The sequence below is a fragment of the Dinoroseobacter sp. S76 genome (assembly GCF_049801095.1).
Taxonomy (GTDB): Bacteria; Pseudomonadota; Alphaproteobacteria; order Rhodobacterales; family Rhodobacteraceae; genus Dinoroseobacter.
In genome coordinates, this window is record NZ_JBNAGH010000001.1 from 331,202 (window position 1) to 356,027 (window position 24,826).

Annotated in this window: 21 protein-coding genes; 10 read left to right on the top strand and 11 right to left on the bottom strand. The window is 65.6% G+C overall.

Annotated features, from left to right (window positions below; all coding sequences use genetic code 11):
- Positions 1–46: 46 nt before the first annotated feature.
- Positions 47–1,165, top strand: a complete 1,119-nt coding sequence (locus ACP153_RS01555) for an AAA family ATPase (protein ID WP_424969211.1) — start codon at positions 47–49, stop codon at positions 1,163–1,165.
- Between the two features lie 2 nt (positions 1,166–1,167).
- Positions 1,168–2,439 carry a DUF2201 family putative metallopeptidase gene (locus tag ACP153_RS01560; RefSeq protein ID WP_424969213.1) on the top strand — a complete coding sequence of 424 codons (1,272 nt, stop codon included), beginning with the start codon at positions 1,168–1,170 and terminating at the stop codon, positions 2,437–2,439.
- Here ACP153_RS01560 and ACP153_RS01565 read toward each other — a convergent pair.
- From ACP153_RS01565 to ACP153_RS01605, 9 genes are all read right to left on the bottom strand, one after another.
- A complete protein-coding gene (locus ACP153_RS01565) occupies positions 2,436–3,131 on the bottom strand; it encodes a hypothetical protein (protein ID WP_424969214.1) in 696 nt (231 codons plus the stop codon). The two genes, ACP153_RS01560 and ACP153_RS01565, sit on opposite strands and share 4 nt — an antisense overlap.
- 24 nt (positions 3,132–3,155) lie before the next feature.
- Positions 3,156–4,079: a ribokinase gene (locus ACP153_RS01570; RefSeq protein WP_424969215.1), complete on the bottom strand. Its 924-nt coding sequence runs from the start codon at positions 4,077–4,079 to the stop codon at positions 3,156–3,158.
- Positions 4,080–4,207: 128 nt separating this feature from the next.
- Positions 4,208–5,479, bottom strand: a complete 1,272-nt coding sequence (locus tag ACP153_RS01575) for an ABC transporter substrate-binding protein (protein WP_424969216.1) — start codon at positions 5,477–5,479, stop codon at positions 4,208–4,210.
- A gap of 17 nt (positions 5,480–5,496) precedes the next feature.
- Complete coding sequence (locus ACP153_RS01580) at positions 5,497–6,450, bottom strand: branched-chain amino acid ABC transporter permease (protein ID WP_424969217.1); 954 nt, start codon at positions 6,448–6,450, stop codon at positions 5,497–5,499.
- The gene (locus ACP153_RS01585) at positions 6,447–7,364 is read right to left on the bottom strand and encodes a branched-chain amino acid ABC transporter permease (RefSeq protein WP_424969218.1); all 918 of its coding nucleotides are present in this window, start codon (positions 7,362–7,364) and stop codon (positions 6,447–6,449) included. Before ACP153_RS01585 ends, ACP153_RS01580 begins: the two co-directional genes overlap by 4 nt.
- Positions 7,361–8,089 carry an ABC transporter ATP-binding protein gene (locus tag ACP153_RS01590; protein WP_424969219.1) on the bottom strand — a complete coding sequence of 243 codons (729 nt, stop codon included), beginning with the start codon at positions 8,087–8,089 and terminating at the stop codon, positions 7,361–7,363. The genes ACP153_RS01585 and ACP153_RS01590 overlap by 4 nt, the downstream gene beginning before the upstream one ends.
- Positions 8,082–8,855, bottom strand: a complete 774-nt coding sequence (locus ACP153_RS01595) for an ABC transporter ATP-binding protein (RefSeq protein WP_424969220.1) — start codon at positions 8,853–8,855, stop codon at positions 8,082–8,084. Before ACP153_RS01595 ends, ACP153_RS01590 begins: the two co-directional genes overlap by 8 nt.
- The gene (locus ACP153_RS01600) at positions 8,852–9,934 is read right to left on the bottom strand and encodes an aldo/keto reductase (RefSeq protein ID WP_424969221.1); all 1,083 of its coding nucleotides are present in this window, start codon (positions 9,932–9,934) and stop codon (positions 8,852–8,854) included. Before ACP153_RS01600 ends, ACP153_RS01595 begins: the two co-directional genes overlap by 4 nt.
- Positions 9,931–10,311, bottom strand: coding sequence for a TIGR04076 family protein (locus tag ACP153_RS01605; protein ID WP_424969222.1), 381 nt, complete (start codon positions 10,309–10,311; stop codon positions 9,931–9,933). The genes ACP153_RS01600 and ACP153_RS01605 overlap by 4 nt, the downstream gene beginning before the upstream one ends.
- Positions 10,312–10,424: 113 nt before the next feature.
- Here ACP153_RS01605 and ACP153_RS01610 point away from each other — a divergent pair, with 113 nt between their 5' ends.
- The 3 genes from ACP153_RS01610 to ACP153_RS01620 all read left to right on the top strand — a co-directional run bounded on the left by ACP153_RS01610 (position 10,425) and on the right by ACP153_RS01620 (position 14,910).
- Positions 10,425–11,075, top strand: coding sequence for a GntR family transcriptional regulator (locus ACP153_RS01610; RefSeq protein ID WP_424969224.1), 651 nt, complete (start codon positions 10,425–10,427; stop codon positions 11,073–11,075).
- Positions 11,072–12,520 (top strand): aldo/keto reductase, encoded by a 1,449-nt coding sequence (locus tag ACP153_RS01615; protein WP_424969225.1) that lies wholly within the window; start codon positions 11,072–11,074, stop codon positions 12,518–12,520. Before ACP153_RS01610 ends, ACP153_RS01615 begins: the two co-directional genes overlap by 4 nt.
- Before the next feature lie 221 nt (positions 12,521–12,741).
- Positions 12,742–14,910 carry an NADP-dependent isocitrate dehydrogenase gene (locus ACP153_RS01620; protein WP_424969227.1) on the top strand — a complete coding sequence of 723 codons (2,169 nt, stop codon included), beginning with the start codon at positions 12,742–12,744 and terminating at the stop codon, positions 14,908–14,910.
- Between the two features lie 80 nt (positions 14,911–14,990).
- On the opposite strand, the gene ACP153_RS01625 is transcribed toward ACP153_RS01620, so the two are convergent.
- Positions 14,991–15,671 (bottom strand): Crp/Fnr family transcriptional regulator, encoded by a 681-nt coding sequence (locus ACP153_RS01625; protein ID WP_424969228.1) that lies wholly within the window; start codon positions 15,669–15,671, stop codon positions 14,991–14,993.
- 67 nt (positions 15,672–15,738) lie between these two features.
- On the bottom strand, positions 15,739–16,512 hold the full coding sequence (locus ACP153_RS01630; RefSeq protein WP_424969229.1) for a response regulator transcription factor: 774 nt from the start codon (positions 16,510–16,512) through the stop codon (positions 15,739–15,741).
- A gap of 81 nt (positions 16,513–16,593) precedes the next feature.
- Here ACP153_RS01630 and ACP153_RS01635 point away from each other — a divergent pair, with 81 nt between their 5' ends.
- From ACP153_RS01635 to ACP153_RS01655, 5 genes are all read left to right on the top strand, one after another.
- Positions 16,594–18,816: a hybrid sensor histidine kinase/response regulator gene (locus ACP153_RS01635; protein WP_424969230.1), complete on the top strand. Its 2,223-nt coding sequence runs from the start codon at positions 16,594–16,596 to the stop codon at positions 18,814–18,816.
- A 464-nt stretch (positions 18,817–19,280) separates the two neighbouring features.
- Complete coding sequence (locus ACP153_RS01640; RefSeq protein WP_424969231.1) at positions 19,281–20,357, top strand: cytochrome-c peroxidase; 1,077 nt, start codon at positions 19,281–19,283, stop codon at positions 20,355–20,357.
- An 11-nt stretch (positions 20,358–20,368) separates the two neighbouring features.
- Positions 20,369–21,499 carry a cytochrome-c peroxidase gene (locus ACP153_RS01645; protein WP_424969232.1) on the top strand — a complete coding sequence of 377 codons (1,131 nt, stop codon included), beginning with the start codon at positions 20,369–20,371 and terminating at the stop codon, positions 21,497–21,499.
- Between the two features lie 13 nt (positions 21,500–21,512).
- Positions 21,513–22,100, top strand: coding sequence for an arsenate reductase (azurin) small subunit (locus ACP153_RS01650; RefSeq protein ID WP_424969233.1), 588 nt, complete (start codon positions 21,513–21,515; stop codon positions 22,098–22,100).
- 12 nt (positions 22,101–22,112) lie between these two features.
- Positions 22,113–24,788, top strand: a complete 2,676-nt coding sequence (locus tag ACP153_RS01655; protein WP_424969234.1) for an arsenate reductase (azurin) large subunit — start codon at positions 22,113–22,115, stop codon at positions 24,786–24,788.
- Positions 24,789–24,826 lie beyond the last annotated feature (38 nt).

The following is a 24,826-nucleotide window of genomic DNA, read 5'->3' on the forward strand; positions in this document are numbered from 1 at the left end:
ACGCCCGGACGCGCCCTAGCTCTGCGAGGATGACAAAGGGGGTGCCATGGCGCTGAACGCAATGACCGTGTCGGCCGGAACGGCGCTCGACGTGCTGCGCACGGCTTGGGCGGCGCAGAAAGCCGGACATCTGACCGCCGCCTATATGCTCCATGGCGCGCCCGGCGTGGGCAAGACCGAGATCATCCAGCAACTCGCCGATGAGATTGGCGCACGGCTTTTCGATCTGCGCCTGACCACGATCGAGCCGCAGGATCTGCGCGGCCTGCCCTACTATGATCACGACGCGCAAAAGACCATTTGGTACCGCCCGGAGGATCTGCCCGACGATCCAGCGACACCGTCGGTGCTGTTTCTCGATGAGCTCACCGCTGCCGCACCCAACCTGCAACCCACGGTCTATGGCCTGCTGCAGGAGCGGCGCGTGGGCCAGCATCGCTTGCCGGACAACGTGTTCCTCGTGGCCGCCGGGAACACGGTCGAGGACGGCGCCATCGCCTATGAGATGGGCAGCGCCCTGTCCGATCGTCTGGTGCACCTCCATGTGGTGGCGAGCGCGTCGGACTGGCTGGAGAACTACGCGATCCCCCACAACCTGCACCCGGCGGTCATCGCCTTTCTGCGCAGCCGGGGGGACCTGCTCAGCACGGTCCGCGACGCCCAGGAGCGCGATGACGTCATCGCCGCTACGCCCCGCGCCTGGGCAAGGGTCAGCGCGATCCTGCGGGCCACGTCCGAGCGGCGCCTGCGCAACATCCTCGTGGCTGGCACTGTGGGCGAGGCCATCGGCGCAGAGTTCGCTCTGGTCGCGGACGAGGTTGCCGCCACCGTGCGCATTGATGAGCTTTTGCGGACCGAGCCCGGCAAGCGTCTGGCCCTCTATCCCAATAGCATGCACGGCCTCCATGCGCTGGTCTACGGGCTGATCGGCGCGCTCACTGCCGAGACCGCTCCGGGGATCATCGCCTGCATGGCGGACCTGACCAAACTGGCGGACAAACGCCCCGAATCAATCTTTCGCACCCTCCCCCTTGAGGAGCTGCGCACCCACGGGTTCGAGCTCTTGATCCAGCGCGGTCTCGCCCTCGATCTCGCCGACAGTTTTCTCGACTCGCCAGCCTATGCCGATTACGCGCGCCAGCGCGAAGAGGCCGGGCTCGCCTGAGCATGGCCAGGGCCTCGGCGCATTCCGCGCGTGCCACGAGGGCGCTGCAAAAGCTTTCTGAGGCGGATCCGGCCCTCGCGGCCCTGGCCCTTTGGTGCCAGCACCGGGATCGCGATCTCGGGGATCTGCCCGCGCAAAGCCAGGGCATCCGCATCGCCTATGGCCCCGCTTTCGAGGGGCTCAGCCTATCCGAGCAAATGGGGCTCTGCGCCCATCACATCCTCCATGTTGCCCTGCGCCACAGCGCGCGCGCCGCGACGCTGGAGCTGCGGCTCGGCCCCGCCTATGCGCCCGACCTCTTCGGGATCGCGGCAGATGTGCTGATCAACGAGACCCTGCGCGCGGCGGGCTATATACAGCCCCGCCCCCATGTGACCCTCGCCACCCTTGGCCGCGCCGCCCCCGTGGAAACCCCGCGCGATCTGTTGGGCCAGTATGATGCGGAGCGGCTCTATATGGCTCTGCGCGGCGGAGGCGGCGACGAGGGAAACTCAGAGAGGGCGCGCAAAGCGCTTGCCGAAGCCGCCGAGGCGGATGGCTACCGCGCCGATCTCGCGCCGGAACGCGACGAGGGCGCGGGTCAAGAGGAGACCAGGGAGACGCAGGATTTCGAGTGGCGGCAGCATCTGGCCCGCGCTTTGGAGGCCGGCAAGCTCGCCGGGCGCGGGATCGGAGCGCTTGGCTTTCGGCTTGCCGATATCCCCGAGAGCCGCACCCCGTGGGAGCAAACACTGCGCGGTCTCCTCGCCCGCGCCCTGCGCGACGCGCCCCAGCCGAGCTATCGTCGCCCCGCCGGGCGTTGGGTCGCCGCCGAGGCTGAGGCGCGCGCAACCGCCCGCCCCGTGCCCGTGTTCGAGCCCGCAAGACAGCGCGACAGCCTTCAGCCTCGGATCGTGCTTGGCCTCGATTGCTCCAGCTCGATCACCGGGACGGATCTTGCACATTTCGCGGCCCAGATCGCCCGGATCGGGCGCCGGGTGATGGCCGAGATCCACGTCATGCTCTTTGACGAGGTGGTCCAAAGCCACCGCCAGATGCGCGGCGCGCGCTGGTTCGAGACCCTGGCCGAGTGGGAGTTCAGCCGCGACGGAGGCACCTCTTTTGTGGACGTCATCGCGCAGGCGCGCGCGCTTAGCCCCTCGGCGCTCGTGCTTCTGACAGATTGCGACGGCCCGTTCGGCGAGGCCCCCGGACGGCTCCCGGTGATCTGGGCATGCGCCGAGCCTCCCGCGACCCGCCCGCCCTTCGGCACGGTCCTGACGATGGAGCGCTAGGCAGGACGCGACCGCGCCATGGCCGCGAGGCGCGCATGGGCGGAGACCTCGGCCGGATCAAAGGCGATGCTCACCTCAAGCTTGTTCTGCGAGAGGTTTACCCGTTGGAGCTCTTCCTCGGTCAGGCCCTCGGCGAAGATCGTATCCTGCAGGTCCTGACGCTCTTCAGGGCTCAGGGACAGGAACCGCGGATCCTCGCCCCCCTGCTGCACCGACAGAAAGGTGAGCTGCGGCACCCGGATCAGGCCCGACTGCTCGACCATCAGATGCAACTCGCCCGCGCGCATGTCCCGCGCCGCCGCAATCCGGGCCAGCACGGACTTTGCCCGCACTTGCAACAGGTCCTGCACCCGCGCGACCTCGGCCTCCGTCGCCAGCGCGCGCCGCTTGTCGCGGTCCGAGACGGTCAGCACATAGGTCTCGATGATCAGAACGAAACCGAACATGGCCAGCGGCGCCTGGCTGAGCCCCAAGGCCCAATCCGGGCGCGCGATCATCAGGAGCGGAAAGGGCAGCAGCGCAATCACGTAGCGCGCCAGTGATTTCTCAAAGACGATCCGCCAGAAGAGTTTCGTGAAGAGCCCCCCGCGCGGATAGACCCAGACACCAAGCGACATCAGCCGCCGCGGCACATAGGTCGTGTCGAGCGTCGACTTGCCGAGCACCGTCTCGGGCGTGACCACAAGGATCATCGGATGCGCCTCGCGGGGGTCGGCTCAGAAGGTCGCAAGAAACGCCTCGATCTCTGCCCGTTTTGGCATGGAAGGGCCCGCTCCCGGACGCGTCACCGAGATCCCTGCGGTTGCGCAGCCAAAGGCCAGAGCGTCCTCCATGGATTGCCTTTCGGCGAGCGCAGTGGCGAGCCCGCCATTGAACGCATCCCCCGCCCCGGTGGTCTCAACCACGGGACCGGGCGTTTTGGAGGGTTGGTGGATCCGCCGCGTGGCATCCTTGTAGAGCACCCCTTGCGCCCCGAGCGTGATGATCGCCGCCCCGGCGCCCCGGGCACGCAGGGCGTCCGCGGCGGCCTCGGCCTTGTCCAGGGTGGTGACCGGTAAGCCCGTCAGCGCCTCGGCCTCGCTCTCATTCGGGGTGACGAGATCGCAGAGGCTGAGTAGGGCGTCAGAGAGCTCCGCCGCCGGGGCCGGGTTGAGGATCGTCGTCACCCCGGCCGCGCGCGCAAGCTCCAGCCCGCGATGGGCCGCGGCCAGAGGCTGCTCGAGCTGGGTCATGAAGACCCCTGCCCCCTCGATCAACGACGCCTCCGCCTCCAGATCGCTGCCATCCATATGGCCTGCCGCGCCCGGGGCCACGATGATCGCATTGTCGCCCGTGGCCTCCTCGATGAAGATATGGGCCGCGCCCGTATAGCTCTCAGGCATGGGATGGACATGGGGGGTGACGCCCGCCTCCTGCCAGATCCCGTCCGCCATTTCGGCAAAGGCATCCGCCCCGAGCCGTGTGATCATATGCGCATCACCCCCGGCCCGCGCGCAGGCGATCGCCTGGTTCGAGCCCTTGCCCCCGGGGTTCAGCGCGAAGCTGTTGCCAAGTAGGGTCTCGCCCATCTTCGGCATCCGTCCGGCGCGAAACGTGCAATCGGCGACGAAGATGCCCAGAATGACAATCGGTTTTCCCATGATGCAGTGCCCTCCCCGGCTTGGCGATCACTCTAGCGCAGCGCGGGCCGGGTTCAATCATTCCGGCACCGCGCAACGCAAAGGGCCGCCCGGCACGGACGGCCCCTCGAACACGCGTGCGCGCTGGCTCAGTTCAGCCCGGCCATGAAGGCGTTCACATCGTCGAGGGAGACATACTCCTCTTCGGTGATGCCCGCCTCCGAGAAGCTCCAGATCACCGCCGGGGCGGAGACATCGCCATTGGCGTCGAATTGCACATTGCCCGTAGCGCCCTGGTAAAAGACGTCGCCGCCCCCGGCCAGAACCTCGACCGCTTTGGTAAAGCCCGCGCCATCGGCGGTGATCGGCATGCCCTCGGGGTTGGTCACGCGCCCGATCTGGGCCGCGATCTCGGCCCCGGACGCGCCTTCGCCCGCCGCCTGCATCGCGAGAAGCGCGATCATCGCCGCATCATAGCTGTTGGCGAGGCCGGGCCCTGTGGGCGCGCTGCCGAACTTCTCGGTGTAGCTCGCCACGAAGGCATCCGCCGAGGCGGCGCGGGGCGAGGCCGTGTCCGTGCCCAGCGTGTTGCCGAGGAATTGCAGGCCGACATTCTCGACGAACTCTTCGGATTTCAGAGAGTTCGCGACAATCATGTTCTGGGTCCCGCCGAGCGAGATCCACTCGCGCACCGCCGCGATCCCTTCCTTGGGGTAAAGCGCGAGATAGATCGCCTCGGGCTTGCCGCGCAGGGCCTCGGTCACTTCGGCGCGATACGACGGCTGGCCGTCATTCAGCGCGACGGAGCCGGTCACCTCGATCCCCAGCGACGCAAGATCCGCGGCCACGAGCTTGCCGATATCCTGGCCCCAATCGTCGTTCTTGTAGAGCACGGCCACGGATTTATAGCCCTGATCGGCGGCCACCTTGGCCCCCATGGCCGCCTGCACGCCCGAAGTGGCGAAGGTCCGGAACCAGAGGCCCTCGGTCTTGCCCTCTTCGGCGAGCCCGGTGAACACGGTCGAGGACGAACAGCACGACATCTGCATCACGCCCGAGGGCACCGTGACCGAGGTAAGGATCGGCATGGACACCCCGGAGGAGACCGCGCCCAGCAGCACATCGATCCCGTCGAGATCCACCAGCGCCTTGGCCGCGTCCACACCGACCTTGGGGTCGACCTGACTGTCGCGCAGTACCATCTCGATCTGGCAGCCATTCACGCCGCCCGCCTCATTCACTTGATCCACGGCGAACTGCGCCGTAGCCGCGATGGGCTTGCCCCAATCAACCGAGGTCGGCAGCACCGCCCCGATCTTGGTGGTGCAGGATTGCGCAGCCGCCGCCCCGCCGAGGCTCGCGGCCACGAAGGTCACGCCGAGCATCAGGCCTGCGCGCGAGAAAGTCTTGGATCTGGTCATGAAAGTCTCCCTGGTTTTTATCTGTCGGGTTGTCCCGATTGTGACACGACAAGCCGCTCTGGGAAGAGGCCCTGAGGCCTCCAGAGCAGCATGCCAACGATGACGAGGCCGATCAGCACGAACTGGATCGACCCGGTATAAAGCTGCACATCCACGGGGGCGAAGCGCGACAGGGCCCAGCCGCTCGCGGTCCAGGCGCCCCAGATCAGGAAGGCGCCCGCGATGGCCCCGCGATTGTTGCCGGCCCCGCCCACGATGAGCATCGCCCAGATCTGAAAGGTCAGGATCGGCAGGACATCCTGAGGGCTGATGAAGGCGTAGAACGTCGCATAGAGCCCTCCGGCCAGCCCCATGATCACCGAACCTGCGATGAACGCGACGAGACGCACGCGCTCCGGCGTCTTGCCCAGCGCGCGGGCTGCGGTTTCATCCTCTCGGATCGCCCGGAGGAGCCGCCCGAAGGGACCACGGATCAACCGCTCCAGCCCGAGATAGGTCAGGATCAGCGCCGTCAGCACGAAGGCGAGAAAGGCGATGTTGTAGCTGAGCCCAGCACCGAGCAGGTCGCTCAGGGGTCGCTCAAACCCGCGCACGCCCGAGGCGCCTCCGGCAAGGGCTTCGGCATTGCGCATGAGGTTCTCGAAGGCGACGGCAACGCCGAAGGTCGCAATGGCGAGGTAGTCGTGGCGTAGGCGCAGGGTGAGCAACCCGACACCCCAGGCCAACAGCCCCGCGATGAACAGCGCGCCCGCCAGGGCGATCCCGTAGGGCAAGTCAAACCCACCGAGATGGGCCGCTTGCGGCGTGCCCCCAAGGATCAGCGTCGCGTAGCCGCCCGCGCCGAAAAACGCGACCACGCCTCCATTGAAGAGCCCCGTATTCCCCCATTGCAGGTTCAGCCCCAGCACCGCAATAGCGAGAATGCCCGCCAGCGTGCTGAAGAACACGAGATAGGAGAGCAGACCGATCATGCCTCCCGCGCCTCCCCAAACAGGCCATGGGGCCGCAGGACCAGCACCAGCACAAGGATGAGGAAGGGCACCGACGGGCTGTAGCCCGAGGGCAGGATCACCAGCGCGAGATTGGCGGCGACCCCGACAAGGAACCCGCCCAGCACCGCGCCATAAATCGAGCCGATCCCCCCGACGATGGTCGCCGCAAAGATCGGCAGGACCAGATCCCGCCCGATCACCGGCGTGATCTGATTGGTCAGCCCGTAGAAGATCCCCGCCACGGCCGCGAGGCTACCCCCGATGATCCAGATCAGCGCCACCATGCGCTGCAGATTGATGCCCGAGACCTGCGCGAGGCTCGGGTTCTCAGCCACCGCACGCAGGGAAAACCCGAAGGTTGTGCGCGACAGCACCAGATGGAGCACGAACATCAACACCAGCGCCGCAATCAGCGCGAAGACCTGATCGGGTTTCACCAGCACCAGCGGCTCATAGCTCAACACCTGCGCGAAGACGATTTCGTCCGAATAGAGCTGCGTGTTCAGCCCGAAGCCGAGGCCCAGCAGGTTGCGGATGACCATCGCCACCCCGAAGGAGGCAAAGACCATCGACAGCTCCCCGCCCTTCTCGCGCACCCGGCGAAAGACCAGCCGGTCGATGGCAATTGCCGATAGACCCGTGAGCCCCATGCTCAGCACCGTGGCAAGGCTCAGTGTCCAGGTCAGGCTCAGCATGGGCAGCGCCGCGTCCAGCTGCGGCAGCAGGACCGCGAAGAGCCCGTCAAAAACCAGCGCCGCATAGGCGCCGATGGACAGAAGCTCCGCATGGGCGAAATTGGCAAAGCGCAGCATATGCATGGTCATGGTCAGACCGATCGCGCCGAGGGACAGGATCGCGCCCACGAGGATGCCATCGAGCAGATGCTGGATCATGAGGCCGCCACCCGCTTGCCACCGAGATAGATCTGGCCAACCACCGGATCGGTCAGCAGATCCGCCGCCGCCCCGTCGAGCTGATTGCGGCCATCGGCGAGGATGTAGCAGTGATCCGAGAGGCGCAGCGCCTGTTTCACATTCTGCTCCACCAGCAGGATCGTCACCCCATGCTCGGTCAAGCTGCGCGCATGCTCCAGCACCTCTTGCGCCGCCTTGGGCGCGAGACCCGCCGAGGGCTCGTCCATCAAGACCAGCCGCGGCTCCGTGGCCAGCGCCATGGCCACGGCGAGGAATTGCCGCTGCCCGCCCGAGAGCGCTCCGGCCTTGTCCGTCAGCTTGTCCGACAGCACCGGGAATTGCCGCAAGAGTGCCGCGCGCCGGTCGCCCGCATCGCGGCCCGCATGGCGCAGCACCAGATCGAGGTTTTCGCGCACGGTGAGCGTGCGAAAGATATTGTCCGATTGCGGCACATAGGCGACCCCGTGGCGCGCCAGAAGATCCGGGCGCAGATTTGTGATCTCCTCAGCCTCGGTGGTGATGGTCCCGTTTGAGACCGGCACGAGCCCCGCCACCGCCTTGATCAGCGTGGATTTGCCCGCCCCATTGGGCCCGATGATCACGGTCACCTTGCCCGCCGCCGCGCGCAGGTCGACCCCATGCAGGATCGGCAGATGGGGGCGATACCCCGCCACCAGCCCGGAGATCCGCAGCGCGTCAGCCATCCGCCTGCGCCCCGAGATAGGCATCGAGCAGTACCGGGTCCGCCAGCGCATCCTCTGGCGTGCCCTCGAAGATAACCCGCCCCTGCCCCAAGGCGATGATCGGCGTGCAATGGCGCATGACGAAATCCATGTCATGCTCGATAATCACAAAAGTCTTGCCCGTCCGGTTCAGGGTCTCGATCTTGTCGATCAGCACCTCGGTCAGCACCGGGTTCACCCCGGCGGCAGGTTCATCAAGCAGGATGACCGACGGATCGCCCATCAAGACCCGCGCGAGCTCCAAGAGCTTCATCTGCCCGCCCGAGATCTGCCCCGCAGCCTGATCGGCGAGCTTGGCGAGGGTCACGAACTCCAGCACTTCCATGGCGCGGGCGCGGATCTCCTCCTCCTGCCGTCGCATGGCCTTGGCGCTCAGGAACGCCCCCCAGAGCCGCTCGCCCACCTGCCCCATGGGCGCGAGCATAACGTTCTCCAGCACGCTCATCTTCGCGAATGGGCGCGGGATCTGAAAACTCCGCGCGAGCCCGGCACGGAAGAGTGCGTCAGGCGATTGCCCGGTGACTTCCGCCCCTTCCAGCAGGACCTGCCCCGCGCTGGGGCGCAGGGCCCCGGTCAGTACGTTGAACAGGGTTGATTTGCCCGCGCCATTCGGCCCGATCAGCCCGGTCATGCTGCCCGGCGCGATCTCGAGCGAGACATCGGTCAATGCCTGAAACGGGCCAAAGAAATGGGACAGCCCTTTGGTGGCGAGGATCGGCGCGCTCACGTGCCCGCCCCCAGCACCGCGTCATCGGGCTTGGTGTTGAGGTTGTATTTCATGATCCGCCCATGGCGTCCGCCGCGATCCCGCTCGAGGCCGTAAACCGGCCCCTTGGGTCCCTTGGCCTGAGACAGAAGCCCGTCCAAAGCAGCCCGATCCTCCTCGTCCAGGGTCCAGCCGAAAACCTCCAGCGTGCGGGGCAGATGTCTGGCATAGCGCGCACCGACGATCGCCGCGGCCACCTGCGGCTGGTCGAGCACATAGCGCGTGGCCACCGCGCTCAGCCCGACGCCATGCTTGGTCCCGATCTCGCGCAGCAGCCGCAGCAGATCCTGAAACCGCGCCCAGGGGCCAAACTCGTCAATGATCAGCCGATACTTGACCAGCGACCGGTTCTCAAACGCAAAGCCCGGATCCGGGGCGCCCAGCCAATCCTCGGTCAGGAACCCGCCCGCAAGAGAGCCATAGCAGAGGAGCTGGATGTCTTGCCCGGCGGCCCAATCGGTCAGCCCGTTGCGCGGGCGCGGGTCGAGCACGGAGTATTGCACCTGGGTCGAGATCACATCGAACCCGGCCTCCACGAATTGCGCGGTCTCGGCGATATCCCAATTGGTGACGCCCAGATGGCCGATCTTGCCCTTGGCCTGCTCGTCTTTCAGGAAAGACAACGCCTCGGTCGGCGCGCCCTGGGTCATGTCCCACCAGAAGAACTGCACCAGATCGAGCCGCTCCACCTGCAGCCGGGCAAGGGACCGATCCACGATCGCAACGACTTCCTCAGGACGCAGTTCCGCGAGCCGTCCGAGATCGGGCACGAGCTTGGTATGGACCTTGACGCGCGCGGCGACCGAGGCCCCACGGCGGTGGCGCAGATCGGCGATGAACTGTCCGATCATTTCTTCGACGCCCACATAGATATCCGCGCAATCGAAGGTGGTGATCCCGGCGTCGAGAAAAGCCTCCATGTCGCGGATCGCCGTGGCGCGGTCCACCGCCCCATGGTCTCCGGCGAGCTGCCAGCCGCCCTTGATCACGCGCGAGATCTCATGATCCGGGCGCAGGGCCGTGATTTCCGCCGCGCTCATGAGCCGTCCTTTGCCCAATAGGGGGTGCCGCGCGCCTCGGGCAGCCCGGTGGTCTCCGCATGGGCGAACCAGCGTTTGGCCTCTCGGGTGATGCGGAACCGCCCCCCACAATGGGGATCGGGGCAGGCCACCTCGGCATCCGTCGACATCCAGTCGCCGGGTGCTGTCTCGCGCTGCTTGGCGGGCAAGAGGGGCAGCAGCGCGGCCAGCGCATACATCGAAACCCGCTGCCCGGCTTCAAAGACCAGCGCCTCACCCTCCACGCGGAAGCTCTCTCCGGCCACATGACGACAGACCGGGGGGCGGTCCGGATCGAGCACGGTCTCTACGCGCAGATCGTAGAGCCAGACGCCCTCTTCGGTCTTGTGATCCTGCATCCAACTCTGCCCGTCACCAACTGTGATATGTTATCGTAGATAGGTTATTCTTGACCTGTCAATCGCCCTATGCTCCACCTGAAAGCCCGCCCCGAGCCCGAGAGGTTTCGCCCATGTGCGCGCTCAACATCGCCCGGATCGACCCGACCAGCCTGCGCGACACCGTCTATCAGGAGCTGCGCGGCGCCTTCACGCGCGGCGAGTTCGGCCCCGGAGATCAGGTGAGCCTGCGCACCCTGGCCGATATGCTGGGCACCTCCATGACGCCCGTGCGGGAGGCTGTCCGGCGCCTCGTGGCCGAGGGCGCGCTGGTGGATATGCCGAACCGCTCGCTGATGGTGCCGCCCCTCGATACAGCGCGGATCCGCGAGCTCAAGAGCGCCCGCGAGACGCTGGAGGCGCTGGCCCTCGATCTCAGCATGGACCGGATGGAGCCCGCGTTGATCGACCGGCTCGAGGCGATCCTAGCCGAGCCTCCGGGGCCGGAGCCCGATCTGCAACAAAACTACGACTTCCACCTGACGCTCTATCGCCATTCCGAGAGCACGGTGATCCTGCCCCTGATCGAGGCGCTCTGGCTGCAATACGGCGCCTGTCTGCATCTGGTGATGCAGCATGAGGATGCCCGCCAGATCGCCCAGCACACCCACCATGTGGAGATCATCTCCGCCCTGCGGGCCGGGGCGCGCGACGCCGCGCAAACGGCCTTGCGCCAGGACATCGCCCGCAGTTTCCGGGTGCTCCTACCAGAGGATGACGCATGACCCGTCCCGATGAGACCGATCTTGGCCAACTTCGGATCAGCCGCGCACTGACCGGCCTGTGGCAGGTGGCGGATATGGAGAAGGACGGCACGGTTCTCGACCCCGAGACCTCCGCCGACCATCTGGCGGCGTACCACGCAGCGGGGTTCACCAGTTTCGATATGGCCGACCATTATGGCAGCGCCGAGATCATCGCCGGTCGCCTGCTGGCGCGGCAGCCCGAGCCGCCGACCATGGTGGCCACGAAATGGTGCCCCAGCCCGGGGCCGATGACCGCCGAAATCGTCCGGGCCGGCGTCATGGAACGGCTGGAGCGGCTGGGCGTCGAGCAGGTCGACCTTTTACAGTTCCACTGGTGGAGTTTCGAGCATCCTGCGTGGCTCGACGCGCTGCACCAGCTCGCCGCCCTGCGCCGGGAGGGGCTGATCGCCGAGATTGGCGTGACGAATTTCGATGCGGCCCATCTGCGCGTGGCCGTGGCGGATGGCGTGCAGCTGGTGAGCAATCAGGTGTCCTTCTCGCTGCTGGACCGGCGCGCGGCGGGCCCCCTGGCCGAGACCTGCGCCGATCTGGGCGTGCGGCTTCTGGCCTATGGCACACTCTGCGGTGGGTTTCTGTCGGAGCGCTGGCTGGACCAGCCCGAGCCCGCAGAGATCACTGACTGGAGCAAGATGAAGTATCACCGCTTCATCGCGGCGGCCGGGGGTTGGGACGGGTTTCAGGGGATCCTGCGCGCCGCCAGGACCGTGGCCGACCGGCATGGCGTGTCGATCCCGAATGTCGCCACGCGCTGGGTGCTGGAACAGCCCCATGTGGCCGGGGTGATCATCGGCGCGCGGCTCGGCGAGCGCGCGCATATCGCGGACAATGCCCGCCTCTTTGACTTCACCCTCAGCGCCGCAGACCACGCCGTGCTCGAGGCTGCCTTTAAGGGCACAGAAATGGTGCCCGGAGATTGCGGGGATGAGTACCGGGTGCCGCCGTTTCTGACCGCGTCCGGGGATCTGAGCCATCACCTCTCGGAGATGCCGCGCGCCGTGCGCGCCTCGGACGGGCTGCGTGGCCCCCACGTGGTGACCGGCACGAAATGGGAGGATATCGCGGGCTATGCGCGGGCGCGGCGCGATGGCGGGATCGTCTCGATCTCGGGCACCACCGCCACCGCCGGAAGCGACCGGGTGGTCGCGCCCGAGGATGCAGGGGCGCAGACGACTTTCATCCTCGACCGCATTGCCGCGAGCCTCGCCGCCCTGGGCGGATCCATGGAGGATGTGATCCGCACGCGCATCTACATCACCGACCCGGCGGATGTGGACGCGATCTCCGAAGCCCATGGCCGGGTCTTCGGCGCGATCAAACCCGCGAACACGCTCGTGGTTGTGGCCGGGCTGATCGGCGGCTACCGGGTCGAGATCGACGCGGATGCACGGATCGCCCAAGACTAGGGCAGTTTACGGCCGAACAGCACCGGAATGCAGGGGCCCCGCCCGCGAATCCGCCCCCCGCGCGCGTTTGTCCGGTTGATCTCCCATCGGGGCTGATTTAGGCGGTCTGTGACGATCGTATACCGTTGTGTACGGAACGATTGCTGACTGCTCACATGCGCGTGCCCGGGGTGCAGGCCTCGGCGCGGACCTGATCCACTTTCGCCGGAAGGTAACTGACTATGGCCGATCAAACGAACCCGGATATCGTGTACACCACCGTTGACGAGGCGCCTGAACTGGCGAGCGCGTCGCTCCTGCCGATCATCCAGGCCTTTGCCGCGCCTGCGGGCGTGACCGTGGGCACCCGGGATATCAGCCTGGCCGGCCGCATCCTCGCCGCCGTGGCGGGCGCACAGGATCACCTGGCGGAACTGGGCGATCTGGTGAAAACCGCAGAGGCCAATGTCATCAAGCTGCCGAACATTTCGGCTTCCCAGCCGCAGCTCGACGCCGCAATCGCGGAACTGCAGGCCCAGGGTCACGACGTGCCCTCCTACCCGGCCAACCCCGCCTCCCCGGAGGAAGAGAAGATCAAGGCGGCCTATGACGCGGTCAAGGGCTCGGCGGTGAACCCGGTCCTGCGCGAAGGCAACTCGGATCGCCGCGCGGCACAGGCCGTCAAAAGCTATGCCCAGGCCAACCCGCACCGGATGGGCGAGTGGACTGCGGATAGCAAGACGACCGTCATGACCATGGGCGCGAAGGATTTCTGCTCCAACGAGACCTCGACCACCGTGACCGAGGCCCAGGCGGGCGGCGCCCGGATCGAGTTTGACGGTCCCGACGGGGTTTCGGTCCTGAAGGACGGCGTGCCGCTCGAAGCCGGGACCGTGGTCGACGCGACCTACATGTCCGTCGCCGCCCTGCGCAGCTTCCTCGCCGACACGATCGAGGCAACCCGGGAGGCAGGCGTCCTGTGGTCTCTGCACATGAAGGCCACGATGATGAAGGTCTCTGACCCGATCATCTTCGGCCACGCGGTGGAGGTCTTCTTCGCCGAGCTCTTTGAAAAGCACCCCGAACTCGCCGGCAGCCGTGGCGGCATGGGCACTGTGCTCGACGGCGCCTCCGAAGCGGTTCTGGCCGACTACGCCGCCGTGCTCGCCAAGCAGCCGCCCATGTATATGGTCAACTCCGACAAGGGCATCACCAACCTGCATGTGCCGTCCGATGTGATCATCGACGCCTCCATGCCCGCCGTGATCCGCGCGGGCGGCAAGGGCTGGGGCCCGGATGGGAACGAAGCCGACACGGTCTGCGTGATCCCGGACTCCAGCTACGCGCCGGTCTATGACGCGAGCATCGCCTTCTTCAAGGCGAACGGGAAACTCGACGTGACCACTGCGGGCACCGTGCAAAACCTGGGCCTGATGGCCCAGAAGGCCGAGGAATACGGCTCCCACCCGACCACGTTCGAAGCCCCTGCCGCAGGCACGATCCGGATGATCGCGGCCAATGGCGATGTGCTGCACAGCCACAGCGTCGAGGCGGGCGATATCTGGCGCTCCTGCACCGCGAAGAAGGCGCCGATCGAGGATTGGGTCAATGTCGCGATCCAGCGTCAGGCCCTGACCGGCTATCGCGCGATCTTCTGGCTGGATGCGGACCGCGCCCATGACGCGGAGCTGATCAAGCACGTGACCCCGATCCTCGAAGCCGCGGGCGTGGCCGACAAGTTCGAGATCATGTCGCCGGAGAAGGCCACCATCGCCAGCCTCGAGACGATCACCAAGGGCGACAGCACCATCGCAATCACCGGCAACGTGCTGCGCGACTACCTGACCGACCTCTTCCCGATCCTTGAGCTGGGCACCTCGGCCAAGATGCTCTCCATCGTGAAGCTGATGCAGGGCGGCGGGCTCTTTGAGACCGGCGCGGGCGGCTCGGCCCCCAAGCACGTGCAGCAGCTGATGGAAGAGAACCACCTGCGCTGGGACAGCCTCGGCGAGTTCTGCGCCCTGGGTGAGAGCTTCGCCTTCCTCGCCCAGTCCCGCGACAACGCCAAGGCCGCCGTGCTCGGCGCCGCGATCGAGGCCGCGACCCAGAAGGTGCTGGAATTCGACCGCTCCCCGGGCCGCAAGGTGGGTCAGCCGGACAACCGCGCGAGCCACTACTGGTTCGCTCGCTACTGGGCCGAGGCGCTGGCGGCGCAGTCCGAAGATGCAGATCTGGCCGCGCATTTCGCGCCCATGGCCGAGAAGCTCGCCTCGGGTGAAGAGGCCATTCTGGCAGAGCTCGCCGCCGGTGCCGGCAGCCCCGCGGATCTGGGCGGCTACTACCATGGCGATCCGGCCAAGGTTGCCGCCGTGATGCGCCCGAGCGCCACGCTGAACGCGATCATCGGCTAAGCCCGACCGCTAGAAAACCGAAAAGCCGCCCTTCGCCGGGCGGCTTTTTCATGTGCGGGTTTGTGTACGGGGCATCGGGTTCAGCGCGCGCCGGAGGCTTCGCTCAAGCGGCGCAGGCCTTCGGGGCCCACCAGCTCCACCGCGCCACGCCGCTGGACGATCCACCCCCGGCGCTGGAACTCGGCCAGCGTCCGCGAGATCACCTCGCGCGCAGTCCCAAGCTCGGTGCTGAGCACCTGGTGGGTGGCATGGACCACCCCGTCCCCATCTGCGAGCTCCAGCAGACGCGCCGCCAGACGCACATCCATGCGCTGGAAGACAATGCTGTCGATCAGGGAAAAGAGATCCGTGATCCGCCGGGAGTAGGCCTTGAAGACAAACTGCCGGAACGTCTCCGAGCGCGCGGTCAGATCGTCGAAGGTCCCCCGGGGGATCGCGACGGCGCGCACCGGGGTCTCGGCCACACCGAAGGCCGCGTATTCCTCGAAGGCCAGCATACAAGCCGTTGTCAGAACGCAACTTTCCCCCGCATGGACCCGGTAGAGAAACACCTCTCGCCCGCTTTCGGAGATCTGCTGCACGCGGACCGATCCTTCAAGCAGCAAGAGCAGATGATCCGGGGACTGACCCGGCGCGAATACCTCCGTTCCCTCGGGCACAGAGAGGATCCGGCTGCCCGCAACAAGCGCGCGACGCAGATCCGTCGGCAAGGCGGCCAGCCCGGCAAACCGCTCGATCCAGCTCTCGGTGTCTTGGCTCACAGATGTCTCCCTCCGCTGCGGGGCCACCCTAGCAAAGCGCGCGCCGGGGACCAGCGCAACCCGCCGCTCAGGGGCGCGGTGCGGCGCTCGGCTCCATGCGCGGTGCCGGTTTCACCGGCGCCGGAAGCACCGCCGCCGCGAGCCGGTAGCCGGCCCCGTGCACGGTCACAATCAGGTCCGCGTCGGGCGAGGCCAGCGCCAGCTTGCGCCGCAGCCGCACGATATGGGCATCAATGGCCCGATCCGTGATCGTGGCCGCATTGCCATAGACCTGGTCGAGGATCTCGGCCCGCGAGACCACCTCCCCCTGCCCCGCGACAATCACCTTCAGCAGGGTCGCCTCGGTATTGGTCAGCTCAAGGTTCTGACCGTCCTCCGCCCGCGTTGCCCGGAGCGCCGCCAGATCGAACTCCACCGCCCCAAAACGGTAGCGCTGACTGTCAGCCATCCCCATCCCGCCCGGAGCCTGCCCCAGCCGGTGAACCCGGCGCAGAACCGAACGGACCCGGGCCAAAAGCTCCCGCGGCTCATAGGGTTTGGTGACATAGTCATCGGCCCCGACCTCCAGCCCGATGATCCGGTCATAGAGCTCATCGCGCGCCGAGAGCATGATGATCGGCACATCCCAATGCTGTTGCAGACGCCTTGCCACGTCGAGCCCGTCCTCATCGGGCAGGATCAGGTCCAGCACGACCAGATCCGCCGCCTGGTGCTCCAACGTCTCGAAGAGCTCGGCCGAGGTCGAGACACCGGTCGCGCGATAGCCATGCTTGGAAAAGAATCTCTTGAGGAATGACGTGACCTGCTGGTCGTCATCCACGATCACGATATGGTCCTTCATCGGCCTGCTGGCCCTCCCCGGTGACGCGGTTCGCCACTCTTCCCTTGCGTGGTGCGGTATCGGGGGGTCATGATTCGCGCCATGCGTGTCCCTGACCCCAGCTTCCGCCAGACACGACCCTTATGGATCGCTGCGGCGGCCCTCGCCTTGATCTCGGTCACGGTCGGTCTCGGGGTCACGCTGGGCCTCCAGACCCGCACGCAATTCCGCGAGATCTCGGCCAGTTGGGACAGCTACACGGTCAGCGCCGAGCGCAAGGGAACCCTGATCAGCGAGATCCGCGGCTATCTCGGCTATGGCGGGATCATCCACAACTTCAAGAACTACGTGCTGCGGCAGGAGGATGTCTATCTGCAGGCCACCACCGCGCAGATTGCCCAGTTTCGCGAGACGATTGCCGAGTATCGCACGCTTGCGCTCCAGCCCAGTGAAGAGACCGCGCTTTCGGCCATTGCCGACACGATCCGCACCTATGAGCAGACCCTGCCCCAGGCCCAGACCGCCGCGCGGTTCGGCTGGCCTCCGGCGCGCACGGATGCGCTGGTGCGCGTGGACGATTCCGAAGCGCTCGCCGCCCTCGCCCGGCTTGAGGAGGTCTGGCTGGACGCGCAGGAGGTCAGCACGCAGCGCATCCTCGCCTCCGTCACCGAAGGCAACCGGCTGATCTGGATCGGCTTTTGGTCCATCGCTGCTCTGGTTCTGGCCGCCTTGGCCATTGGCTGGCTCCTTTATCTCATGTTCCGGGATCTGAACGCGGCCAATGCACGGCTCGCCCGGGAGCTGGCGGAACGCAAGCTTCTGGAGCAGGCGCAAGCGCGGCTGACCACCATTGTCGAGCAAAGCCCGACAACCATCCTGATGACCGACACAAAGGGCCAGATCGAATACGCCAATGCGAAGTTCGAGGCGCTCACCGGTTGGTCCCGGGAGGAGATCCGGGGCAAGACCCCGGCCTTCCTGCAATCCGGCGATACCGAGGATCACGCCTATGCCGAGATCCGCGAGACGCTGGGCCGCGGCGAGATCTGGCGCGGGGTGTTCCGCAATCTGCGCAAGGACGGGTCGAGCTATTGGGCCGAGACGACCCTGCTGCCGCTCCTGGATGCCCAGGGCGCGGTGCAGAACTTCGCAGGTCTGGGCGAGGACATCACCGAGGCGCGCCGGGCCCGTGACCACGTGGTCCGCGCCCAGAAGCTGGAGGCCGTGGGTCAGCTCGCCGGGGGCGTGGCCCATGATTTCAACAACATCCTGACCACCATCGTCGGGGCAAGCCATCTGGCCGCGCTCGATGCGCCCGAAGGCAGCGATCTGGCGCAGGAGATCGACCAGATCGAGATCGCCGCCCGCCGCGCCCAGTCCCTCGTGCGCGAACTTCTGACCTTTGCCCGGCGCGAGCCTGGCAAGCGCCAGCCGGTGCTGCTGCACGAGATCGTCTCCGAGGTGCTGATGCTCCTGCGGGCCTCGATCCCGCCCATGGTGGAGCTGCGCTATACGCCCGATGACACCCCGCTCGCCGTGCTCGGGGACCCGACCCATCTGCACCAGATCATCATGAATCTCTGCCGCAACGGTGCCGAGGCCATGAACGGGGCCGCAGGCGTGGTGGAGGTCACGATCAGCGCGGACGCCCCGCCCGAGGACATGGCCCGCGACCGAGCCGAATGGGTGCGCCTGCAGGTTGCGGATAACGGTCCGGGCATGCAGCCCCAGACGCTCAAGCACCTCTTCGATCCGTTTTTCACGACAAAACCGCTCGGGAAGGGTTCCGGCCTTGGTCTCGCGGTGGTTTTTGGTCTGGTCGAGGACATGGAAGGCGTGATCACCGTGGATTCCGCCCCTGGCGCCGGTGCCCGGTTCGACATTTATCTGCCGCGCGCCAATGACGTGGCCGTCGCGCAGGCCGATGCCGAGCGCGACCTGCCCCGCGGGTCGGAGCGGGTGCTTCTGGTCGATGACGAGGCCGAGGTGGCTGGCACGTTGCGCCGGCTTCTGCAGCGGCTCGGCTACCGGGTCGATGCCTTCACGGCCCCGCGACAGGCCCTCTCGGCCTTCACCGCCGCGCAGGAGGCCTATGATCTGGTGATCTCGGACATGGTGATGCCGGATATGAGCGGGCTGGAGCTCGCCGCCGCGATTCGAGACCTGCGCCCCGGATTGCCTGTCATCTTTTGTAGCGGATACCCGCCGCGCCTGATCGATCTGCCCGGGGAGGCGCCCAAAATCCTCGCCAAACCGGTGGATCCGGTGCTCTTTGCGCGACAAGTGCGCACAGCTATCGATTATGGAAAGATCGAGACCCCCTGATTTTCTTGACTTGAATCGGGCCGCCGCAACATTTCGTCACAACTCGTCACATCCGGGCGCAGGCGCGAAACAACGCCACGAGCGCGGCGGGATACACTCAACTCAAGGTTAAGTCTCACCCATTTTCGACCTTTTGCCAGCCCGGCAGAAGCGCTGTTTTTTGCGGCGTGAGACCTCCTGTTTTGAGGGCCGTCATGACCGGATCGGATCACATCGAAAACAACCAAATGAGCGCAATTTCGCGTTTCAATTGTTTTTCTTCAGTCACTTACATGCTTTGCGTCCACCCGTTGATTCAAATCAATGAGGCGATCCAAGGGACGGTGCCAGCATCCGGCTGACCCCTTGCCAAGCGCGACTCCGACCCGGTCGGGATCCGCACCCCAGCAGAATTCACAAAAGCGCGGACCCCGCCGATCAGGGACAGGATCGGCCCCGCGTTTGCCAGGACAAGGAGCATATTCATGATACTCAGGATCCTACTGGCAGGAGCTGTGCTTGCCGGTGGCGCCGCCACCGCGCAGGAGGCGGCCACGCCCGAACCCCCGCTCGAGGTCAATGCGGCCCGGGCGGAGCTGGGCAAGAGGTTGTTCTATGACACGCGCCTGTCAGGCGACACCTCGCTCTCCTGCGCCTCGTGCCACCAGCCCGAGAAGGCCTTCACCGATGGGCTGCCGCTCTCGGCGGCCTATACGGGGGGCGCGCATTTCCGCAACACGCCGACGCTGGCCAATGTGGGCTTCCGCGATGCGTGGATGCATGACGGGCGGCTGGGGACGAACCTCAACGACGTCGCCCGCGAGATGATTACCGAAACCTACCTGATGAACATGGACATGCGCATCATGCAGGAGCGGCTGAAGCAGGATCCCGTCTATGTGGAGATGTTCGCTGCCGCCGGCATGTCCGAGCCCGGCAATGGCGGGGCCCGCAACGCGCTGATGGACTTCATGAAGACCATCCAGTCGCGCAATGCCCCCATTGATACGGGCGAGATGTCCGCCGCCGCCCAGCGCGGTCAAGCGATCTTTGAGGGCAAGGCCCAGTGCGTTGCCTGCCATTCCGGCGCGCGTTTCACCGATGACCAGCCGCACAATATCGGCGTGCCGAACAACCCCGACATCTGGAACGATCCGGAGCGGCACTCAGTCTATGTCACCTATGCCAAGTTCTTCGGCGTGCCGAATTACATGAACCTGCGTGAGGATATCGGCGCCTATATCCGCACCCATGAGGATGACACGCGGCGCTCCTTCCTGACCCCGTCCCTGCGCGAGCTGACCTGGACCGCGCCGTATATGCATAACGGCGTGTTCGAAACCCTCGAGGAGGTCGTCGACTTCTACGATGCCGGGGGCGGCGAGGATGCGCTCAAGGATCCGCGCCTCGAACCGCTGGGCCTCGTGCCCTCCGAGAAATCCGATCTGGTCGCCTTTCTCGAGGCGCTCTCGGGCGAGAGCTTCGACACCGACGCCTATGTCTGGCGCGAAGACGACTTCGATTACGCGCTGATCGAAGACTGGCGCAACGTGAACAATTGAGGGAGGCACAGATGTCTATCAGAACCACTTTCACCGCCCTCACCGCCCTGGCCGTGGCCAGCGGCGCCTGGGCCCAAGAGAACCCGCGCCCCGAAGGACTGGCCGCGCTCGGCCCACCCCCAATCCCGGCGGACAATCCGATGACGCCGGAAAAGGTCGCCCTTGGCGAGATGCTGTTCTTTGACCCGATCCTGTCGGGGAATTACGGCATGCCCTGCTCGGCCTGCCACCTGCCCGAAGCGGGCTGGGCCATTCAGGACCGGATCAGCTTTGGCTATCCGGGCACGACCCACTGGCGCAACAGCCAGACCGTGGTGAACTCCGCCTATTACGGCAAGCTCTTCTGGGCGGGCGCCTCGGGCTCGCTGGAGCATCAGGCCCGCTCGGCGGCCCGTGGCGGGGTCGCGGGCAATGGCGAGGATGACGGGATGGAGGCCCGGCTTGCCTTCGTGCCGGAATATGTGGAGGCCTTCAACGAGGTCTTCGGCGATGACTGGCCTAGCGTGCGTCACGCCTATATGGCCATCGCCGCCTATCAGCGGACCCTCGTGCAGACCGACACGCCCTTCGACAACTACATGAATGGCGACGACGAAGCCCTTGATGAGGCTCAGAAACGCGGGTTGGAGCTTTTTGCGGGCAAGGCCAACTGCATTGCCTGCCATTCCGGACCGCTTCTGTCGAACGAAGCCTATTACAACATCGGTGTCCCGCCCTATGCGGGCTGGGAAGACGATGAGCTGGCCCAGATCACCTTCCGGTTTGAGCTCTATGCCAAGGGCTCCACGGAGGAGATGTACCGGACCACCAAGGATGATCCGGGCCTCTACTTCCGCACCAAGCAGAAGGAGGACAAAGGCAAGTTCCGTGTGCCGTCCTTGCGGTACACGGCCTACACCTTCCCCTACATGCATAACGGGATGCTCGAGACGCTCGAGGATGTGGTCGAATTCTACGATCAGGGCGGTGGTGAGAACGAATTTGCCGCCAACAAATCCGAGCTGATCCAGCCGCTGGGACTGACCGCCGAGGAGAAAGCCGATCTGGTGGCCTTCCTCGGATCGCTTTCGGGCGACGAGATCCTGCCCGAGCCCCCTGAATTGCCCTCTATGCAGCCGCTGCCCGCGGTCGCGCAGAACTGAGGAGAGCACAGACATGACCAAGATTGATCCAAAGATCCGCGCGGCCATCAATGGCGCGAACGGCGAAGCGACCGAGGCGGGCACCAAGGCCTGCTTGCAGACCCGGCGGCAGTTTCTGCTTACGGGCGGGATCGCCACCACGGTGGTGATGGTCGGGATCCCCGGCCTGTCCGAGGCGCAAACGCCCGCGGCGATTTCGACCTATCCGCGCAAGTTCATCGCCAAGCTCAGCGAGCTTTCCGTCGATGAACCCTTCGATTTCGAATACCCCGATGAGGGGCAATACGCGGAATCGATCCTTGTGAAACTGGGGCAAGAGGCCGGTGGCGGGCTCGGCCCGGACAAGGATGTGGTGGCGTTCAACTACACCTGCACCCACCAGGGTGGCCCGCTTCAGGGCACTTATCAGGCCGCTGACAAGGCGCTGGGGCCCTGCCCCTTGCACCTGACCACGTTCGATCTGACGCGGCACGGGATCTTCATCTCAGGGCAGGCCTACCAGTCCTTGCCGCAAGTGCTTCTCGAGCTCGACGGCGACGATATCTACGCCGTGGGCATGTTCGGGCTGATCTATGGCCGTTTCGACAATCTGCAGGGCTGAGGAGGATCCAACATGTCCACACCGTATTACGTCCCCGAAGAATCCGTCCCCCTGCCGCCGCCCGACGCGGATGTGCTGAGCACGGCTTGCGACTATTGCATCGTGGCTTGCGGCTACAAGGTCTATCGCTGGCCCGTCCGGGGCGGTCGCAATGGCGGCCCGGCGGCCGATGACAACGCCTTTGGCGAGGACTTCCCGGTCGCGCCGCTCGGCCCATGGATCGCGCCCAACATGCACAATATCGTTTTGCATAACGGCGAGCCCCATCACATCGTGATCATCCCCGACAAGGATACGGAGTTCGTGAACTACTCCGGCAACTCCTCGATCCGGGGCGGCGCGCTGGCGCAGAAGGTCTATAACCCGCAAACGCCCACGCGCGACCGGCTGACCTCCCCCATGGTGCGGATGTTCGGCGTGCTGATGCCCGTGACCTGGGATTTCGCGCTCGATATCGCCGCCGAGGTGGGCAACCACGTGCTCGAGAAACACGGGACCAATGCCTACGGGGTCAAGACCTTCTCCTATGGCTATATGGAGAACACCTACGCGATCACGAAATACGCCCTGCGCCATGTGCGGACCGCGAATTTCACTTTCCACGATACGCCGTCGGATGTGACCTCCACCCCCGGGTTCCGGGATGCGGGCTTTGACAATTTCGGTCCCAGCTATGATGACTGGGCTGAGGCGGACACCCTGCTGATGTGCGGCACGGACCCCTACGAGTCCAAGACGATCCTCTTCACCGACTACATCATGCCCGCGATCCAGGGCGGTCAGAAGGCGATCTTCCTTTTGCCCCGTTCCACCGCCGGTGTGGCCTTTGCGGTCAAGAATGGCGGGCTGCTCTTGGACATCCAGCCGGGCACAGACCTTCCCGTGGTGCTCGCGATTGCCCGGGTGATCGTCGAGAATGGCTGGGAGGATGCCGAGTGGATCCAGAACTGGGTCAACAACAAATGGGAAAGCTCTTCCGGGTTCGGCCAAGGCACGCGGAACACCCCGTGGCAGTGGCGCACGACCTGGGGCAAGTTCCAGACGGCTGGCTTTGAGGATTGGAAAGAGTGGCTGCTGAGCCAGGAGTATTCCAAGCCAGAGGTGGCCGCCGAGATGGCGCAGATCGACGTTCAGAAGATCTATGCCGCCGCCGAATGGATGGCCAAACCCAAGGATGACGGCTCCCGTCCCAAGACCAGCGTGATGATCGAGAAAGGCTTCTACTGGTCGAACAACACCGGCAACACCCAGGCGATCTCGGCCCTCGGGATTGTCTGCGGCGCGGGCGGACGCCCGGGTCAGGTGATCGGCCGGGCCGGCGGGCACCAGCGGGGCGGTCTGCGCGGTGGAGGCTATCCCCGCAACAAATCGCCCGAGAAACTGCCCGGACGCCGTCGTCGTGCTATGGATACGGACCGCTACCTCATGAGCGGCCACACCCGTCTCGCCCATGTGATCGGCACCACCTGGGTGCAGGCCATGTGCGGCTCGCAATCTCTGCAAGCCAAGTTCGACGAGCTCACCACCCGCAACCCTCATCAGGTCATGTCCTTTGAAAAACAAGACATTATCGACACCCTGAAACGACGGGCCGATAGCGGCGGCATGGTCGTCTGGAACCAGGATATCTACCTCGTGGATCCGATTGGCGCGCGCTACGCGGATATCGTCTTTCCGGCCAGCGGCTGGGGTGAGGATACCTTCACCCGCGCCAATGGGGAGCGGCGTCTGCGGCTCTATCCGAAGTTCTACGACGCACCCGGGGATGCCAAACCCGATTGGTGGATCGTTGCGAACCTTGCCAAGAAAATGGGGTTCGAAGGCTTTGACTGGGCGGATTCCAACGAGGTTCTGGAGGAAGGCGCGCGCCATTCCCGCGGCAGCCGCAAGGACTTCAACATGGTGCTCGTCAAGGCCCGGCAAGAGGGCAAGACGCTCCATGAGAAGTTCGCAGAGTTCGGCACCAATGGCATCCAGGGCCCCGTTCTCATGGATGGCGAGGGCAACCTTGTGGAGACCAAGCGCCTCCATGATGTGAACCGCAAGCTGCCTGCCGAAGGGCCCGTGGGCGCGAACGTCTTCAACAAGAAGCTGACCCATTTCAACAGCCAGACCGGCAAATGCAATATCCAGAAGGCGCCCTGGGATCTGTTCTCCAGCTATTGGGAGTGGCTCAAGCCGCGCGAGGACGAGATCTGGATCAGTTCGGGTCGGATCAACGAGCGTTGGCAGTCCGGCTATGACGACCGCAGGCGGCCCTACATCGTGCAGCGCTGGCCTGAGAATTGGATCGAGATCCACCCGAACGTGGCCGAGGCCCGTGGCATCGAAAACGGTGACTACGTGCAGGTCTATTCCGACCGGATCCCGGTGCAGAAGGACACGATCGTGGGCGTCGAAGGGTCCGATTTCGACTTTGCCGAACTGCTCAAGAACGGCCATATCGAACTGACCCGCGCCTCGATCACGGCGGTGGCGATTGTCACCCCGGCGGTGAAGGAAAACCTTGGCTATATGGATTTCCTCCATACCGCGCAGCCCGCCAATGCGCTCTCGGGCCGGGTCGTCGATTGGATCAGCGGCAACTACAACTACAAGATGGGCGTCGGGAAACTGCGCAAGATGGGCGAGAGCCCCTACAAATCGCAGTTCCGCTCGATGTCCTTCGCCCGCCGCGACATCGCCTGAGCCCAAGGCATTCGCCCTCGGCGCGCCCTGCGCCGGGG